This window comes from Sphingomonas sp. (genome assembly GCF_042095875.1).
In the GTDB taxonomy this organism is placed as follows: Bacteria; Pseudomonadota; Alphaproteobacteria; order Sphingomonadales; family Sphingomonadaceae; genus Sphingomonas.
This window is the reverse complement of sequence record NZ_JBELMJ010000022.1, coordinates 1-15286: the sequence shown is the minus strand read 5'-3', so window position 1 is coordinate 15286 and position 15286 is coordinate 1. Positions and strand designations below refer to the sequence as shown.

17 protein-coding genes and 1 tRNA gene are annotated in these 15286 nt (G+C 70.0%); 7 read left to right on the top strand and 11 right to left on the bottom strand.

Features of this window, described 5'->3' with window-relative positions:
- Window positions 1–13 precede the first annotated feature (13 nt).
- Window positions 14–193, bottom strand: coding sequence for a 50S ribosomal protein L32 (rpmF, locus tag ACFDS6_RS09435; protein WP_174194726.1), 180 nt, complete (start codon window positions 191–193; stop codon window positions 14–16).
- 199 nt (window positions 194–392) lie between these two features.
- On the opposite strand from rpmF, the gene ACFDS6_RS09430 reads away from it, so the two are divergent.
- Complete coding sequence (locus ACFDS6_RS09430) at window positions 393–836, top strand: MAPEG family protein (protein ID WP_375271901.1); 444 nt, start codon at window positions 393–395, stop codon at window positions 834–836.
- 51 nt (window positions 837–887) lie between these two features.
- Here ACFDS6_RS09430 and ACFDS6_RS09425 read toward each other — a convergent pair whose 3' ends face one another.
- On the bottom strand, window positions 888–1550 hold the full coding sequence (locus ACFDS6_RS09425; RefSeq protein ID WP_375271900.1) for an MBL fold metallo-hydrolase: 663 nt from the start codon (window positions 1548–1550) through the stop codon (window positions 888–890).
- A 148-nt stretch (window positions 1551–1698) separates the two neighbouring features.
- Here ACFDS6_RS09425 and pabB point away from each other — a divergent pair, with 148 nt between their 5' ends.
- From pabB to msrA, 4 genes are all read left to right on the top strand, one after another.
- Window positions 1699–3462, top strand: a complete 1764-nt coding sequence (pabB, locus tag ACFDS6_RS09420) for an aminodeoxychorismate synthase component I (protein WP_375271899.1) — start codon at window positions 1699–1701, stop codon at window positions 3460–3462.
- A 57-nt stretch (window positions 3463–3519) separates the two neighbouring features.
- Window positions 3520–4719 (top strand): pyridoxal phosphate-dependent aminotransferase, encoded by a 1200-nt coding sequence (locus tag ACFDS6_RS09415; RefSeq protein WP_375271898.1) that lies wholly within the window; start codon window positions 3520–3522, stop codon window positions 4717–4719.
- A gap of 202 nt (window positions 4720–4921) precedes the next feature.
- Window positions 4922–5065: a hypothetical protein gene (locus ACFDS6_RS09410; RefSeq protein ID WP_375271897.1), complete on the top strand. Its 144-nt coding sequence runs from the start codon at window positions 4922–4924 to the stop codon at window positions 5063–5065.
- Window positions 5066–5103: 38 nt separating this feature from the next.
- The gene (msrA, locus tag ACFDS6_RS09405) at window positions 5104–5748 is read left to right on the top strand and encodes a peptide-methionine (S)-S-oxide reductase MsrA (protein ID WP_375271896.1); all 645 of its coding nucleotides are present in this window, start codon (window positions 5104–5106) and stop codon (window positions 5746–5748) included.
- A 22-nt stretch (window positions 5749–5770) separates the two neighbouring features.
- Here msrA and ACFDS6_RS09400 read toward each other — a convergent pair whose 3' ends face one another.
- The 7 genes from ACFDS6_RS09400 to ACFDS6_RS09370 form a co-directional block, all read right to left on the bottom strand.
- Window positions 5771–5965, bottom strand: coding sequence for a Trm112 family protein (locus ACFDS6_RS09400; RefSeq protein ID WP_375271895.1), 195 nt, complete (start codon window positions 5963–5965; stop codon window positions 5771–5773).
- Window positions 5962–6579: an LON peptidase substrate-binding domain-containing protein gene (locus ACFDS6_RS09395; RefSeq protein ID WP_375271894.1), complete on the bottom strand. Its 618-nt coding sequence runs from the start codon at window positions 6577–6579 to the stop codon at window positions 5962–5964. The genes ACFDS6_RS09400 and ACFDS6_RS09395 overlap by 4 nt, the downstream gene beginning before the upstream one ends.
- A complete protein-coding gene (locus tag ACFDS6_RS09390; RefSeq protein WP_375271941.1) occupies window positions 6576–7472 on the bottom strand; it encodes a tetratricopeptide repeat protein in 897 nt (298 codons plus the stop codon). Before ACFDS6_RS09390 ends, ACFDS6_RS09395 begins: the two co-directional genes overlap by 4 nt.
- Before the next feature lie 91 nt (window positions 7473–7563).
- Window positions 7564–8415, bottom strand: a complete 852-nt coding sequence (locus tag ACFDS6_RS09385) for a TorF family putative porin (protein ID WP_375271893.1) — start codon at window positions 8413–8415, stop codon at window positions 7564–7566.
- Between the two features lie 144 nt (window positions 8416–8559).
- Complete coding sequence (locus ACFDS6_RS09380; RefSeq protein ID WP_375271892.1) at window positions 8560–10113, bottom strand: SulP family inorganic anion transporter; 1554 nt, start codon at window positions 10111–10113, stop codon at window positions 8560–8562.
- A 158-nt stretch (window positions 10114–10271) separates the two neighbouring features.
- Window positions 10272–11591 carry an ATP-binding protein gene (locus tag ACFDS6_RS09375; protein ID WP_375271891.1) on the bottom strand — a complete coding sequence of 440 codons (1320 nt, stop codon included), beginning with the start codon at window positions 11589–11591 and terminating at the stop codon, window positions 10272–10274.
- Window positions 11592–11597: 6 nt separating this feature from the next.
- Window positions 11598–12308: a response regulator gene (locus ACFDS6_RS09370; protein WP_019515425.1), complete on the bottom strand. Its 711-nt coding sequence runs from the start codon at window positions 12306–12308 to the stop codon at window positions 11598–11600.
- A gap of 195 nt (window positions 12309–12503) precedes the next feature.
- Here ACFDS6_RS09370 and ACFDS6_RS09365 point away from each other — a divergent pair.
- Window positions 12504–12578, top strand: a tRNA-Gly gene (locus ACFDS6_RS09365).
- A 146-nt stretch (window positions 12579–12724) separates the two neighbouring features.
- On the top strand, window positions 12725–13537 hold the full coding sequence (locus ACFDS6_RS09360; RefSeq protein ID WP_375271890.1) for a DUF72 domain-containing protein: 813 nt from the start codon (window positions 12725–12727) through the stop codon (window positions 13535–13537).
- Window positions 13538–13714: 177 nt separating this feature from the next.
- Here the strand turns inward: ACFDS6_RS09360 and ACFDS6_RS09355 are convergent, their stop codons facing one another.
- Both ACFDS6_RS09355 and ACFDS6_RS09350 read right to left on the bottom strand, forming a co-directional pair.
- Entirely contained in the window at window positions 13715–14605 is an 891-nt protein-coding gene (locus ACFDS6_RS09355) for a hypothetical protein (RefSeq protein WP_375271889.1), read from the bottom strand.
- Window positions 14598–15286 (bottom strand): uroporphyrinogen-III synthase (locus ACFDS6_RS09350; protein WP_375271888.1); only part of this gene is annotated, 689 nt, incomplete at its 5' end. The genes ACFDS6_RS09350 and ACFDS6_RS09355, both read right to left, overlap by 8 nt.

The following is a 15286-nucleotide window of genomic DNA, read 5'->3' as shown; positions in this document are numbered from 1 at the left end:
TCCGCGTAGGTGCTTACGCCTCGACCGAGACGATCTCGCGGCCGTTATAGTGACCGCAGGCCGTGCACAGGTTATGCGGACGACGCAGTTCGCCGCAGTTCGGGCATTCCTGGAACGCCGCAACGGTCAGCGCGTCGTGCGAGCGACGCATGCCGCGACGTGAGGGAGTGGTCTTTCGCTTGGGGACGGCCATTTCGGCACCTTGATCAAAAAGTTACGTGTTGGATTCGCACCGTGCGGGTCGCCCCGACGGCAGGCACGACAGCCGGCCGCGGCAGGCAGCCGCACATCGGCACGCATCGCGAAGTGACGCGCCTATAGCGAATTCTGCCCGCGTTGCAACCGGGTGACGGCATGTGCGACGGTTGGCCGACCCAAGGGGAGGATGACCGATGCTGCTTTCGATGACGCTGACGATCGCCGCGGCGGCGGCCGCGATCAACATCTGGCTGGCGCTGCGCGTGTCGCAGCGGCGGATGAGCGCCAAGGTGATGATCGGCGACGGCGGTTCGGGTCCGTTGCAGGCCGCGATGCGCGCGCACGCGAACTTCGTCGAATATGCGCCGTTCGTGCTGATCCTGATTGCCGGGATCGAGCTGGCCGGCGGGTCGGCGACGTGGTTGTGGATCGCGGGCATCGTGTTCGTCGTCGGGCGGATCGCGCACGGTCTGGGGATGGACCGCGCGGCGCCCAATCCGCTGCGCGCGGGCGGGATCGCGGCGACGTGGCTGGTGCTCGCCGGGCTGGCGGCGTGGGCGCTGGTGCTCGTCTACGCGAGCGACCGCGGCACGAGCGACGCGATCACCACCGTATCGGTCGACGCGACCCGCGGGTAAGCGGGCCGGGTGAGCGGCGCGCGAGTCGGCCGCGGGTCGCGCGCGCCCGGTTCAGGCCGCGAGCGCAGCGTCGCTGACGAACATGTTATGGCGCCGCTCGTGCGCGAAGCTGCTGGGCTTGCCGTGGCCGGGGATGAAGTGCGTGTCGCCGAGCGGCCACAGCTTGGTGACGATCGACTCGATCAGCTGCTTGTGGTTGCCCCCCGGCAGGTCGGTGCGCCCGACCGAGCCCTGGAACAGCACGTCGCCGACCTGCGCGAAGCGTGAGGGCGCGTGATGGAAGATGACGTGGCCGGCGGTGTGGCCGGGCGTGTGGTAGACGTCGAGCGTCAGCTCGCCCACAGTCACCGTGTCGCCGTCGACCAGCCAGCGGTCGGACTCGGTGTTGACGCCGCGGATGCCCCATTGGCGACCGTCATCCTCCAGCCGCGCGAGCCAGAAACGGTCGTCCTCGTGCGGACCCTCGATCTGCACGCCCAGATCGTCGGCGAGCGGGCGCGCCTCGCCCGCGTGGTCGATGTGACCGTGGGTGAGCAGTACCTTCTCGACCGTGACGCCGGCCTGCGCGATCGCTGCCTTGATCCGCGGCAGGTCGCCGCCCGGATCGATGACGGCGGCGCGCATCGTCTTGGTGCACCAGATCAACGTGCAGTTCTGCTCGATCGCGGTCACCGGGATGATCGCGGCGCGCAAGGGAGGCGTGTCGGTGGTCATGGATCGTTTCTCACGTCGTTTGCCTCGTTGTGACAGAAGTGGGGGCCACGCGACACGGCAACAATCGCGGTTAATCCATGGCAGGGCGAGAGAAACCCGCGCCGGTGCGCTTGCCGGGTGCGAAGCGGGCGGGCATCACGCGAGTCGGATGCGGATCGAGCCCCCTTACGTCCTGCTGGACGACGCGCGCGACGGCGGCGCACCGGCGCGGCTGTACCGGCATCCGCGCGCGGTGGTGGAGGCGCACGACGCGAGCGAGATCGCGCCGATGCTCGCCGCGGTGCGCGCGCACACCACCGATCAGCGGGGCGCGGCGGCCGGATTCTTGTCGTACGAGGCGGCGGGCGCGTTCGAGGCGGCGGCGGTCACCAGCCGCGAGATCGACGGTCCGCTCGGCTGGTTCGGGCTGTTCGACGGGTACGATACGGTGGACGTGCCCGCGCTGCTGCCCGACGCGGCGGGGGCGTGGATCGGTGCGCTGGAGCCGCGGGTCTCGCGGGCCGACTACCACTCGATGTTCGCGCACGTGCAGGCGTTGATCGCGGCGGGCGACCTGTACCAGGCCAATCTGACGTTCCGCGCCGACATGGACGTAGCGGGCGATCCGCTGGCGCTCTACGCACGGTTGCGCGGCGCGACGCGCGGCGGATGGGGCGCGGTGGTGGCGACGGGACGCCAGACGTTCCTGTCCTTCTCGCCAGAGTTGTTCTTCGCGCTGGAGGGCGATCGCCTCACCTGCCGCCCGATGAAAGGCACCGCGCCGCGGCTGTCCGACCCGCATGCCGACCAGGCTGCCGCCGCCGCGCTGGCGCAGGATCCAAAGCAGCGCGCGGAGAATCTGATGATCGTCGACCTGATGCGCAACGACCTGTCGCGCGTCGCGGTGGCGGGCAGCGTCGCGGTGCCCGAGCTGTTCGCGCTGGAGCATTACCCGACCGTCCACCAGATGACCTCCACCGTCACCGCGACGCGGCGGCGCGGCGTGGACGCGGTCGACGTGCTGTCCGCGCTGTTCCCGTGTGGGTCGATCACCGGCGCGCCCAAGCTGCGCGCGATCCAGGCGCTGAGCGAGATCGAGGCGGACGCGCGCGGCGTCTACACCGGCGCGATCGGGCGGATCGACGCGAGCGGGGACGCGATGTTCAACGTCGCGATCCGCACGCTGACGCTGTCCGCCGACGGCGAGCGCGCGACGATCGGGCTGGGCGGCGGGATCGTCGCCGATTCGACCGCGGTGGCGGAGTGGGACGAGGCGCTCGCCAAGGGTGCGTTCCTCGCGAGCGGTGACCGCCGTTTCGACCTGATCGAGACGATGGCGTTCGATCCGATGGAAGGGATCGCGCTGGTCGAGCGGCACCTGTCGCGGCTGAAGGACAGCGCCGCCGCATTGGGTTTCGCATTCGACCGCCACGACACGCGCAACGAGTTGCAGGCCGCGACCTTCCGGTTGCGCGAGGCGTCGCGCGTGCGGATGCTGCTGGCGCGGAGCGGCGCGGTGTCGATCCAGGTGTCGCGGATGCCGCCCGCGCGCGCCGCGCCGCTGAAGGTCGCATTGGTGCCGCTCCCGGTCTCGCCGCGCGATTGGCGATTGCGGCATAAGTCGAGCGACCGCGCCTTCTACGACGACGCGCGGCGGCGGAGCGGGAGCGACGAGATGGTGTTCGCGCTGCCCGACGGCACGCTGACCGAGGGCAGCTACACGTCGTTGTTCGTCGAGCGCGACGGCGTGCTGCTGACGCCGCCCGCGGGCGCGCTGCTGCCCGGCGTGCTGCGTGCCGAGCTGCTGGAGACGGGCCGCGCGCGTGAGGCGATCCTGCGAGCCGAGGACCTGCGCGGCGGCTTCCTGCTCGGCAACGCGCTGCGTGGCCTGATGCCGGCGCGATTGGCGCGCGACCATCTCGCGGTTGCGTAACAAGCGTGCGCGTTCCATAGGCGCGCACGCATTTTCCGTACAGGAAGGGTTACGCCCGTGAAGACCTCCGCCGCGCTCGACCGCATCTCGCCCTCCCCCACGCTCGCGATTACGAGCCGGGTGATGGAGCTGAAGCGCGCAGGCGTCGACGTGATCGGGCTGGGCGCGGGCGAACCCGATTTCGACACGCCCGAGTTCGTGAAAGAGGCGGCGATCCAGGCGATCCGCGACGGTCGCACCAAATACACCAACGTCGACGGCACGCCCGAGCTGAAGGATGCGATCGTCGCCAAGTTCCGGCGCGATAACAACCTGACCTATACGCCGCAGCAGATCAGCGTGAACGTCGGGGGCAAGCATACCTTGTTCAACGCATTGGTCGCGACCGTCGAGGCGGGCGACGAGGTGATCGTGCCCGCGCCTTACTGGGTCAGCTACCCCGACGTGGTGCAGTTCGCGGGCGGCACGCCGGTGATCGTGCCCGCGGGCGCGGAATACGGCTACAAGCTGACGCCGGAGATGCTGGAAGGCGCGATCACGCCGCGGACCAAGTGGGTGATCCTCAACTCGCCGTCGAACCCGACGGGCGCGGCCTACACGGCCGACGAGCTGCGTGCGCTGGGCGCGGTGCTCGAGCGGCACCCGCACGTTTGGGTGTTCGCCGACGACATGTACGAGCATATCGTCTACGACGATTTCCGCTTCGCGACGATCGCGGAAGCCTGCCCCGCGCTGTTCGAGCGCACGCTGACGGTCAACGGCTGTTCCAAGGCGTACGCGATGACCGGGTGGCGGATCGGTTTCGCGGGCGGTGCGCCGTGGCTGATCAAGGCGATGGCGAAGCTGCAGTCGCAGTCGACCAGCAACCCGTGCTCGATCGCGCAGGCCGCCGCGGTCGCCGCGCTGACCGGCGACCAGTCGTTCTTGGCCGAGCGCGCGCGCGCGTTCCAGGCGCGGCGCGACCTGGTGGTCGGCATGCTCAACGAGGCGGAAGGGATCACCTGCCCGACGCCCGAGGGCGCCTTCTACGTCTACCCGAGCGTCGCGGGCGTGATCGGCAAGACTAGCCCTAAGGGCCTGCGGATCGAGAGCGACAGCGATTTCGTCGGCTACCTGCTCGACGACGCGCGCGTCGCGGCGGTCCAGGGCGTCGCCTTCGGCCTCTCGCCCGCGATGCGGATCAGCTACGCGACCTCCGAGGCGCTGTTGACCGAGGCGTGCTCGCGCATCCAGCAGGCGTGCGCCGCGCTGAAATAACTGCGACGACTATCCTCGCTCGGAAACGATCTATTTCGATCGTTGAAATACACTGACGCGACTGGCGACCCTATATCGCTGGCAGATGAACGGGTGAACCAGCAACGGTTCAGTCGCCACCGCCTAGACGATTTGCAGGAAACCAGTTCCGCACTGCGCGTTCGGCATGAACGGTGGGCGGTACGCGACAGGATGAATACCGATGCGCCTCTTCAAGACCAGTTTCTTCTGGCAGTTCGCCGGCGGTTTCGTGCTCGGCGCGGCGGGCTTGTTCGCGCTGCAGCCCGCTGAGGCCGGCGCGACGACGCACGCCCCCATGGCTCAGGCCACGCCGGTCGCGCGCTGACCCCTGGCGGTGGCAAGCCACTGACCTATATCAAGTAGATGACCCTTCGCCCCCTTCTCACCGCCGCGCTGATGCTCAGCGCCTGTGGAACCGCCCAGGCCGAGCGCGCGGTGCCGATCCCGGCCGCGGCGGTCGACGTGCCCGCGACCAAGGGCATGCAGACCGCGGTGCTCGCCGGCGGGTGCTTCTGGGGCATGGAAGCGGTGTTCGAGCACGTGCGCGGCGTCAAGTCGGTGACCGCGGGCTACGCCGGCGGTACGCGCGCGACCGCCAACTATTCGGCGGTGAGCAGCGAGACGACGCGCCACGCCGAGGCGATCCGCATCAGCTACGATCCGCGACAGGTCAGCTACGCGACGCTGCTGCGCGTCTATTTCTCGATCGCGCACGATCCGACGCAGGTGAACCGGCAGGGTCCGGACAGCGGCACCAGCTACCGCTCGGCGATCTTCCCGCAGACGCCCGACCAGGCGCGCGTCGCCGCTGCATACATCAAACAGTTGAGCAACGCGCACGCCTTCCCTCGCGCGATCGCGACCAAGATCGAGGGCGGCGCCTTCTTCCCGGCCGAGGCGTACCACCAGGACTTCTTCGACCGGAACCCGACGCACCCGTATATCGTGACGTGGGACAAGCCGAAGGTGGCGGCGTTCCGCGCTGGGTTCCCCAAGCTCGCGGTGTGATCGGCTCCCGCGCGCTCGACGACTATAGCGCGCGGGCTTCCTCGACCAGCATGACCGGCACGCCGTCGCGCACCGGATAGGCGAGCCCGGCCGCCTCCGACACCAGTTCTCCCGCTCCCCGATCGTAGCGCAGCGGCGTCCGCGTCAGCGGGCAGACGAGTCGTTCGAGCAGCCACGGGTCGAGCGCGGGCGGCTCTCCGGCCGTCGCCCCGCTCACTGGAGCGTCACCCGCTCGTCGCCGTCGTGGCGCCCGAAGAATTGCATCAACTGCACCAGCAGCTCGCAGCGGGCCGAGATGCCCTTGCTCTCCAGCAGCGCCTGTTTCGCCGCGACGTCGAACGGCGCGATCTGCGCGACGCCATTGACCAGCGCCGCGTCGTCCAATCGCCCGACCGAGTCCCAGTCGACCGCGTAGCCGAGCGACTCGGCGAAGCGCTTCGATTCGAGTTCGAGCGAGGAGCGCTCGCCCAGCGCCAGCGTCTGGTCGGCCTCGACCGGCAGCAGCTCGGCCTCGACCTGGCGGAACGCGGTGGAGACGTCGAGCTCGTCGGTCACGCGGAACAGCGCCACGCCCTCCAGGATCAGATTGTAGCGCCCGTCCTCCATCGCCTCGAACTCGGCGATCCGCCCGACGCAGCCGACGTCGAACAGCTCGGGATCGTCCGGGTCGCCGTCGGGGCGCGGCTGGATCATGCCGATGCGGCGATCGCGCGCCATCGCGTCAGACACCATCGCGCGGTAGCGCGGCTCGAAGATGTGGAGCGGCAGGTGCATGCCCGGGAACAGCAAGGCGCCCGGCAGCGGGAAGATCGAGAGCCGCGTGCGCGTCATCCGAACAGGATCGCCGACAGTCGGCGACGCTGCGCCGATACCCACGGGTCCTCCAGCCCGACGACCTCGAACAGCTTGAGCAGTTGCTGCCGGGCCGCGCCCTCGTTCCACGCGCGGTCGGCCGCGGTAATGTGGAGGAAATGGTCGGCCGCGGCGTCGCGGTTGCCCGCCGCCATCTGCGCGTTGGCGAGGTCGAAGCGTGCCTGATGATCGTCCGGGTTCGCCGCCACCGCGGCCTCAAGCGGCGCGAGATCGTCGACCGCCGGAGCCGAGCGGGCGAGCGCCAGTGCGGCGCGCGCGCGCTCGATGTCGGGTAGGCGGGCAAGGTCCTCGGGCAGCGCCGCGATCATCGCCTCGGCCTCGTCGGTCGCGCCGAGTGCGACGAGCGCGCGGACGCGGCCGGAGACGACCGCGTGATGCTCGGGCGCCATCTCGGCCAGCTGGTCGAAGATCGACAGCGCGCGCTCGGCGTCGCCGGAGGCGAGCACGTCCTCGCCCATCTGGACCAGCGGTTCGAGCTCGGCCTCCTGCGACTGCGCCTCGCCCTCGATCGGCAATTGGCGCAGCAACTGATCCAGCATCGTGCGCAGCTGCGACTCGGTCCGCGCGGACGTCAGGTCGGCGACCAGCTGCCCCTGGAACATCGCGTAGACGGTCGGGATCGACTTGATCTGGAATTGCGCGGCGATGAACTGATTCTTGTCGGTGTCGACCTTGGCCAGCACCACGCCCTTGTCGGCGTAGGCGGCGGCGACCTTTTCCAGCACGGGGGTCAGCGCCTTGCACGGGCCGCACCATTCCGCCCAGAAATCGATGATCACCAGCTTGGTCATCGACGGCTCGACGACCTCGCTGCGGAAGGTCTGAATGGCCTCTTTCTCGGCCGGTGACATGCCTAACGTCGCCAAGGGCTGCTCCTGTTCGTGCGCGCCCTTATGTGGGAACGGGGACGGGGATACAAACCCCCCGCCCCCGCTACCAACCTCAGAACGCGGCGGTTAGCGAGAAGACGACCTGCGACCCGGCGATGTTGCCGGTGCCGTCCTGCCCCTTGCTGAAGCTGGGGCGCAGATAGGCCGCCTCGCGGTTGGAGATGTCGGTATCGGTATAGGCGACGCCCACCGTCAGCGGCGTGCCCGGCACCGCGTAGTCGACGCCCGCCATCCAGTCGACGTACTCGCCGGTCGGCGCGACGCTGGTCGCGAACGGCCCCAAGCCGCTGTTTCCGTTGGAGAAGCCGACGTGCGCCTTGGCGGTCAGCCCGGTGCTCGGGATCGCGGTGCTGCCGTCCACCCACAGGTAGAGGTTGTCGTTCTTGTCGCCCGGATCGTCGTACACGCCCGCCGCCGCCGACGCGCCGTTGAAGTACCACGCGCCCAGCGCCTCCTGCTTGGGCGCGTAGGCGACGCCCGCCAGCAGGCTGACCGGGCCGATCGTGCCCGACACCTTGGCATAGGGTTCGATGAAGTCGGTGTTGTTGAACCCGCCGGGGTACATGTACCAGGTCGCGCCGACGTCGAGCGCGACGCCCTCGCTGAGCGTCGTCTTGTAGCCCGCGATCAGATCGAGCTCCATGTTGGCGCCGCCGAACGTGCCCCAGCCGGCGAGGTTCGACCCCCAGGTGCCGATATACACCCCGCTCTCGTGCGCGATCGTCAGGCCGCCTTGGATGGCGAGCTGCTCGTCCGATTGCGACACGCCGCGGAAGCGATAGTCGGAGACGAGCCCGACGCTGCCCGACACGGTGATCGGTTTCGGCGGCGCGGTTTCCTCCTGCGCCAGTGCAGGGGTTGCGAGGCCGGATAGGGCCAGCGCGGATAACAGAACGTACTTCATGGGAACCTCCTCGTTGTAGAGGCTCCTCCTGCTCGCGGGACGCACCGCTCTCACCCCAGGCTCCTAGCGTGATGGCGGGCGGTGCTGCACCTGCGAACGAAAAGCTATCCGCGCTCGCGCTTCACTTCAAGCAGCAACGTGCATTCAGTGCGACGCGGCGGTCAGTGTGGCGATCTTGCCACGCGCGCCGGTGATGTCGACCACGCCGCCCGACTGGCGACGACGCTGCAACCAGTCGCGCAGCATCTCCGCGCTGGTGTGGTCGGCGGCGCGCAGGTCCGACACGTCGAGCTTGACCGGCACGCCCGCGGGCGTGCGGTCGAGCGTGTCGGACAGCTTGGGCAACGTCAGGAAGGTCGCGGTGCCGTTCAGCGTGATGTCGTGGCGGTCGGCGCCGTTCTCGGTCACGTCGGCCTCGACCACGCCCAGCCGCAGCCGGCTGAGATGCGGAACGAGCTCCAGCGTGGTCAACGCAATGCCCACCAGCACGCCGGTCAGCAGGTCGGTGGTGACGACGGTGATCAGCGTCGCCGCCCAGATCAGCACCGGCAGGACTCCGTGGTCGCGCGCCAGATGCCTGGCATGATCTAGGCTGACGAGGCGGAAACCGGTGATGACCAGGATCGCTCCCAGCGCCGCCATCGGGATCTCGCGTAGCAGCCACGGCAGCAGCGCCACGAAGCCGAGGATCCACGCACCGTGCAGGATCGCCGACAGCCGCGTCGCCGCCGCGGCCTGAACGTTTGCGGACGAGCGCACGATCACGCCCGTCATCGGCAACGATCCCGCGAGCCCGCACAGCATGTTGCCGACGCCCTGCGCGCGCAGTTCCTTGTTGTAATCGGTGCGCACGCCGTCGTGCATCTTGTCGACTGCCGCGGCCGACAACAATGTCTCGGCGGAGGCGATGAACGCGATCGCGAGTGCCGCGGTCAGGATCGACGGGTCGAGCCACTGCGCCCAGAAACCGGCGGCGGGCGGCGACAGCGCCGCGGTAATCGACGCGGGGACCTGCACGCGCGCGACGTCCAGCCCGAGCGCGACCGCGAGCAGGGTGCCGGTCAGCACGCCGACCAGCGCGCCGGGCACCAGCCGCAGCGAGGCCGGTCGGAACTTCTCCCACCCCAGCATCGCCAGGATAGTCGACAGGCCGATCGCGAACGCGATCTCGGTCGCCTGGAGGTCGAACGGCGACAGGCCGAACAGCCGCGCGGGCGCCGCCGCGAGGTTCTGCAACCCGCTCGGCAGCGGCTTGGCGTCGAACAGGACGTGGAACTGCCCGGCGACGATCAGCACGCCGATGCCCGCGAGCATGCCGTGCACCACCGCGGGCGAGATCGCGCGGAACCAGCCGCCCAGGCGGAAGATGCCCGCGACGAGCTGGATCGCGCCCGCGAGCAGCAGGATCGGGCCGAGCGCGCTCAGACCCTGATCACGCACCAATTCGTAGACGATGACGGCGAGACCGGCGGCGGGGCCGCTGACCTGCAGCGGCGAGCCCGCGAGCATGCCGACGACGATGCCGCCGATGATGCCGGTGATCAGCCCCTTCTCCGGCGAGACGCCCGAGGCGACCGCGATGCCCATGCATAGCGGCATCGCGACCAGGAACACGACGATCGAGGCGGTGATGTCACGCGCGAGGAACTGGCGAGAGGGCACCGACACGCCCGGCCGGGCGACCACTTCGTGCTTCATCGCCCCAAACCCCAGACGTCAACCGCATTGCGAGCACGACCTGAAGCCACGAGCGACTCTCCCATTCTGTACGAATGTGAACGAGTATCAACCGCGCGTTGCCGTTGCTCGGCAGCAATGTGTTATTGTGTGTCGTTGTTTCTTTGTGTGTCTGCCGCTCAGGCCGGCAACGCGATGCACGCCTCCAATCCGCCCCCTGCGCGATTGGACAGCACCAGCGTGCCGCCCTCGTCCGCCACCGCCTTGGCGACTATCGACAGGCCCAGGCCGAAGCCCACGGTGTCGCGCCCGCGCGCGGGATCGAGCCGGACGAACGGTTCGAGCACTTCCTGCAGCTTGTCCTCGGGTATGCCGGGCCCGTCGTCGCAGACGCGGATCACCACCTCGTTGCTCGCCGCGCGCTGCTCCCGCGCCAACGTCAGCGTGACGCTGGTGCCGTAATGCAGCGCATTCTCGACCAAATTGGTCATCGCGCGCTTGATCGACAGCCGGCGCACGCGCAGTTCCAGGTGATCGGGCCCGTCGTACACCGCGTCGGCGCCGCGATCGGCGGCGTCGTCGATCACCGTCGCGCACAGCACCGCCAGGTCGACCATCGACGGCGCCTCGGGCTCGGCACCGCCTAGGAAGGCGAGCAGCGAGGTGATCATCGCCTCCATCTCGGCGACGTCGTGGAGGATCGCCGCGCGCGTGTCGTCGCGCGGCAGCGCTTCGGTGCGCAGGTGCAGCCTGGCGAGCGGAGTGCGCAGGTCGTGGCCGACCGCGGCGAGCGCCTGCGTCCGTCCCGCGATCAGCGCGCGGATCCGCTCCTGCATGTCGTTGAACGCGCTGATCACGCGCCGCACCTCGCCGGGTCCGTCGACCGCCACCGGTTCGACCGCGCCGCGCCCGACACGGTCGGCGGCGGCGGCGAGCATCCGCAGGGGGCGGAAACTGCGCCTGAGCGCGACCCCGGCGAGCACCATCAGCGCGATCGCGGGGAACAGAGCCAGCGCGATCCGCTCGGCCGTGAAGCTGATCCCGGCGAGCGGCTCGCGCGTGCGGAAATATACCCAGGACCCGTCGTTCAGCCGCATCCCGCCGGTCACCACCGACCGCCGCCCGGGCGACAGCAGCCGCAGCGTCAGCTGCGCGTCGCTCAAGCTAGGCTCCCACTCGATCACCTGGCGCTGCATCTCGTCGAGCGCGGGCGCGATCCGCGGCGTCGGATGCGCGGTAGGCGACCAGTTCAGCGCGTAGCGGTCTGTGGTGAGTTCGGCCGCCATCGTGCCGCGCTGCGCCGGCGTGCGCTCGTTGATCAGGCGACGGCTGATGACCAGGTGCTCGGCGAGCCGGTTGGCCTCGTCATCGCGCACCGCGAAGCTGCTGGCGCGCTCGTAGAGGATCGTGCTCGCGCCGAACTCGATCAGCAGCGTGATGAGCAGGATCGCGACGACCTGCCCCAGCAGCCCGAAGGCCGGGCGGCGGAGCAGCCGCAAATGCCTTTACTGACGCTCGACCGCGACGTTCAGCATGTAGCCGACGCCGCGCACGGTGACGATCGGGGCGGGCGTGCCCGCGCTGCCGAGCTTGCGGCGCAACCGGCTGACCAGCACGTCGATCGAGCGGTCGGAACTGTCGCCCAGCCGCGTGCGCGACAATTCGATCAACCGCTCGCGCGCGATCACGCGTTGCGCGTGGTCGGCTAGCACCACCAGCAGGTCGAACTCCGCGCCGGTCAGGTCGACGATCGCGCCCGTCGGGCTGGTCAGCTCACGCCTGGGCAGGTTGATCGTCCAGCCGTCAAAGGTCAGCACGCCCTGCTCGGCATTGCCCGCCAGCCGGTCCATCGGCGGGCGGCGCAGCACCGCGCGGACGCGCGCGACGAGCTCGCGCGTGCCGAACGGCTTGGCGATGTAATCGTCCGCGCCCAGCTCCAGCCCGACGACGCGGTCGGTCTCGCTCGCGCGCGCCGACATGAAGATGATCGGGACGTCGCTCTTCTGCCTGAGCGTGCGGCACAGGTCGATGCCGCTGGTACCCGGCAGCATGATGTCGAGCAGCACGAGGTCGACGGGCCCGTTCTCGAGCGCGAGCCACATCTCGGGCGCGGCGGAAGCGGGGCGGACGAGGAAACCGTTCTCCTGCAACGCACGCGCGGTCAGCATGCGAAGCGAGGGATCGTCCTCGACGAGCAGAATGGTCGGGGCGGTCATGGCGACAGCTGGGTATCCGCCACGTTGATCCCGGTCAATCGAGCCGGGTGGATCAATCAACCGCGACGGCGCTTCTCCCCGCGCAAAAAGATGCGGGCGCGCCAAATTGGCTATTGCCGGTGTCCGGGGCCGGTGCTAGTGGCGCCGCTCCCCGATCGGAACGGCCCGGCGCCGATCCGATCCGAAGGCGCCAGAGCGGGCGTAGCTCAGGGGTAGAGCACAACCTTGCCAAGGTTGGGGTCGAGGGTTCGAATCCCTTCGCCCGCTCCAGCGTGTTGCCGTGAAATAGCGGCGCTATTTCGCGTACCAGCAACACGCCCGGACGGCGGCGCACCGCGCCGATCGACGACGCGGCTTCGCCGCGGCGCGGCCGCGTACGACTCCCCGCGCCTCTCTACCCGCGCTACACCTACGCCATGACCCACGTCCCCATTCGAGTCGGCATCGGCGGCTGGACCTACGAACCGTGGCGCGGGAGCTTCTATCCGCCCAAATGGCCGATCAAGCGCGAGCTGGAATATGCCAGCCGCCACGTTTCCGCGATCGAGGTCAACGGCACCTTCTACTCTTCCTTCAAGCCGGCGACCTTCGCCGCGTGGCGCGAGACGACGCCCGACGGTTTCGTCTTCGCGCTGAAAGCATCGCGCTACTGCGTGACGCGCAAGGTGCTGGCGGAGGCCGGCGAGTCGATCGCCCGCTTCGTCGGGCAGGGCATCGTCGAGCTCGGCGACAAGCTCGGCCCGCTGTTGTGGCAGTTCGCCGCCACGCGACGCTTCGACCCCGACGATATTGCCGCCTTTCTTCAGCTGCTGCCGCGCACGCACGAGGGCATCGCGCTGCGTCACGCCGTGCACGTCCGTCACGACAGCTTCCTCGTGCCCGAGTTCGTCGCGCTGTGCCGCGCCGCGGGCGTGGCGATCGTCTACGCCGCTTCGGCCGACTACCCCGCGATCGGCGACGTGTCGGGCGACTTCGCCTACGTTCGGCTGGAAGACGCGCGCGAGGACGAACCCGCTGGCTACGCGCCCGCCGCGCTCGACCGCTGGGCGGACGCGGCGCGCACGCTCGCCGCCGGCGGCACGCCCGACACCTTCCCCTGCGTCGCGCCCGGTCGCGCCCCCGCCGTTCCTCGCGACACGTTCGTGTTCATGATCAACGGCGCCAAGGTTCGCGCTCCCCATGCCGCGATGGCGTTGATCGAACGCCTGGGCGCCGAACCGCAGCGTTGATCGTCCGGCGAGCGGACGACTCCAGCTTGCAGCCTAGCTAGTGCTCGACGCGTGTCCCAGCGGCATTCGATGTTGCTGCACCTGGACCAAGCCCGCCACCTCGCGAGTAGAAGTACCGACACTCAAACACCGCCTTTGCAGCGTCCAAGCGTTTTCACCCGACCCAACCGGGGCAGATTACAGGTAGTTACCCAGGTCGGCGGTCGGCGCAGGCTCCGGCGCGATCGTCGGCGCGGGCGCCTGGATCGCGACCGGCGGCGCCGCGGGCGGCGTGATCGGGCCGACGATCGCGGTCGTCTCGAGCTGATCGAGCGCGCGCTGCGCGTCGACGTAGCGCTGCGCCGCACTGGTCCAGCTCGCCGAGTTGACCGCGCCCGGCAGGCGCTTCGCCACCTCTAGCGCGCCCGCGACATTGCCCGCGTCGATCATGCGCCGGACCCGCGCGAGCCGGTCCGCGGGCAACGGCGAGGGCGTGCCCGCCTCGTGGATCACCACCAGGTTGCGCAACTCGGCGCCCACCCCCGCCCACCAGTCGCTCTCGCGCGCGACCAGCACGGGCGCGGCCGCGTCCAATCCCTGGCGCAGGTCCTCCAGCGTCACGGGATTGCGCGACGCGCGGATCACCGCCGCGGCCTCGCGCGGGTTGTTGGCGAAGCGCGCGCGCAATTGCTCCTCGAGGTACCCGAGCCCCAACCCGCGATCGATCGCGCGTCGCGCGGCAAAGGCGATCAGGATCGCCTCGGCGCGCGCCGCACGCGTTTCCGCATCCGCCGCGCTGGTGCCGAGCGTCGCCGCGCGCGCTTCCAGGCTCGCGATCTGCGCGGCGAGCGAGGTCTCGCGCTCCGACAAGGTCTGCGCGTCGATCGTGACGGCGGGCTGCGTCTGCTGCGCGGGCGCGCGCATGGGCTCGGTCGCCCGCGTCGGCGCACGGCGCAGCCAGCCCGGCTCGTCGCGGATCGCGAAGATCATCAGCCCCAGCCCGATCGCAATCGCGATCACCGCGATCAGCACCGCCGGCCCGATGCGCGAGCGTCGCGCGCTGTTGCCGAACGGATGGTCGTCACTCATGCGGCACACTATCCTCGTGCCCGCGGGTCCGGTCAATCGCGAGCAGCACCGCCGCCGCGACCAGCCGCGCGTCGCTCGGGTGTTCGGCGACCGCCACGCGCGACCAGCCCGTGCCCGCCACGCGCGCCACCGCGTCGCTCAGCGCCGCCACCCGCACCCGGTCGCGCGGCAGGTCCGCCGCCAGTCCAGCGAAGCGCGCCGCCGCGCGCGCGGAGTGGAGCAGCACCACGCCGTCCACCGCCGCCGCCAGCGCGTCGGGCGCGACGGCGACGGCCTCGCTGGCATAGACGATCGCGCGCGACACGTTCGGCAGCACGACATGCTCGCGCCCGGCGAGGTGGAGCAATCGCGGATAGACGCCCGCCGCCGCGATCGCTGCCGCCGCGTCGACCTGCCCCGTCACCGCGACGCGAAAACCCGCCGAGCGCGCCGCCGCCGCGGTCGCGGCGCCGACCGCCACCACCGGCAAGCCCGCCAGCGCGGCGAGGTTCGCGCCGCCGAACCGCACCGCATTTGCGCTGGTCAGCAGCACGGCGTCGAACCGCCCCGGGTCGGGCACCGCCCAGGCGAGCGCGCGTACCGCGAACAACGGCACGCCGATCGCCTCGACCTCCGCAGCCCGCAGCGACGCCACCGTGCGCGCGTTGCCCGGCTCGGGCCTGAGCACCAGCGCGCGCCGCA

What these genes read in the sequence shown, in the direction of transcription:
- rpmF (WP_174194726.1), bottom strand. Translation starts at nt 193, where the DNA reads ATGGCCGTCCCCAAGCGAAAGACCACTCCCTCACGTCGCGGCATGCGT.
- ACFDS6_RS09430 (WP_375271901.1), top strand. Translation starts at nt 393, where the DNA reads ATGCTGCTTTCGATGACGCTGACGATCGCCGCGGCGGCGGCCGCGATC.
- ACFDS6_RS09425 (WP_375271900.1), bottom strand. Translation starts at nt 1,550, where the DNA reads ATGACCACCGACACGCCTCCCTTGCGCGCCGCGATCATCCCGGTGACC.
- pabB (WP_375271899.1), top strand. Translation starts at nt 1,699, where the DNA reads ATGCGGATCGAGCCCCCTTACGTCCTGCTGGACGACGCGCGCGACGGC.
- ACFDS6_RS09410 (WP_375271897.1), top strand. Translation starts at nt 4,922, where the DNA reads ATGCGCCTCTTCAAGACCAGTTTCTTCTGGCAGTTCGCCGGCGGTTTC.
- msrA (WP_375271896.1), top strand. Translation starts at nt 5,104, where the DNA reads ATGACCCTTCGCCCCCTTCTCACCGCCGCGCTGATGCTCAGCGCCTGT.
- ACFDS6_RS09395 (WP_375271894.1), bottom strand. Translation starts at nt 6,579, where the DNA reads ATGACGCGCACGCGGCTCTCGATCTTCCCGCTGCCGGGCGCCTTGCTG.
- ACFDS6_RS09390 (WP_375271941.1), bottom strand. Translation starts at nt 7,472, where the DNA reads ATGTCACCGGCCGAGAAAGAGGCCATTCAGACCTTCCGCAGCGAGGTC.
- ACFDS6_RS09385 (WP_375271893.1), bottom strand. Translation starts at nt 8,415, where the DNA reads ATGAAGTACGTTCTGTTATCCGCGCTGGCCCTATCCGGCCTCGCAACC.
- ACFDS6_RS09380 (WP_375271892.1), bottom strand. Translation starts at nt 10,113, where the DNA reads ATGAAGCACGAAGTGGTCGCCCGGCCGGGCGTGTCGGTGCCCTCTCGC.
- ACFDS6_RS09370 (WP_019515425.1), bottom strand. Translation starts at nt 12,308, where the DNA reads ATGACCGCCCCGACCATTCTGCTCGTCGAGGACGATCCCTCGCTTCGC.
- ACFDS6_RS09360 (WP_375271890.1), top strand. Translation starts at nt 12,725, where the DNA reads ATGACCCACGTCCCCATTCGAGTCGGCATCGGCGGCTGGACCTACGAA.
- ACFDS6_RS09355 (WP_375271889.1), bottom strand. Translation starts at nt 14,605, where the DNA reads ATGAGTGACGACCATCCGTTCGGCAACAGCGCGCGACGCTCGCGCATC.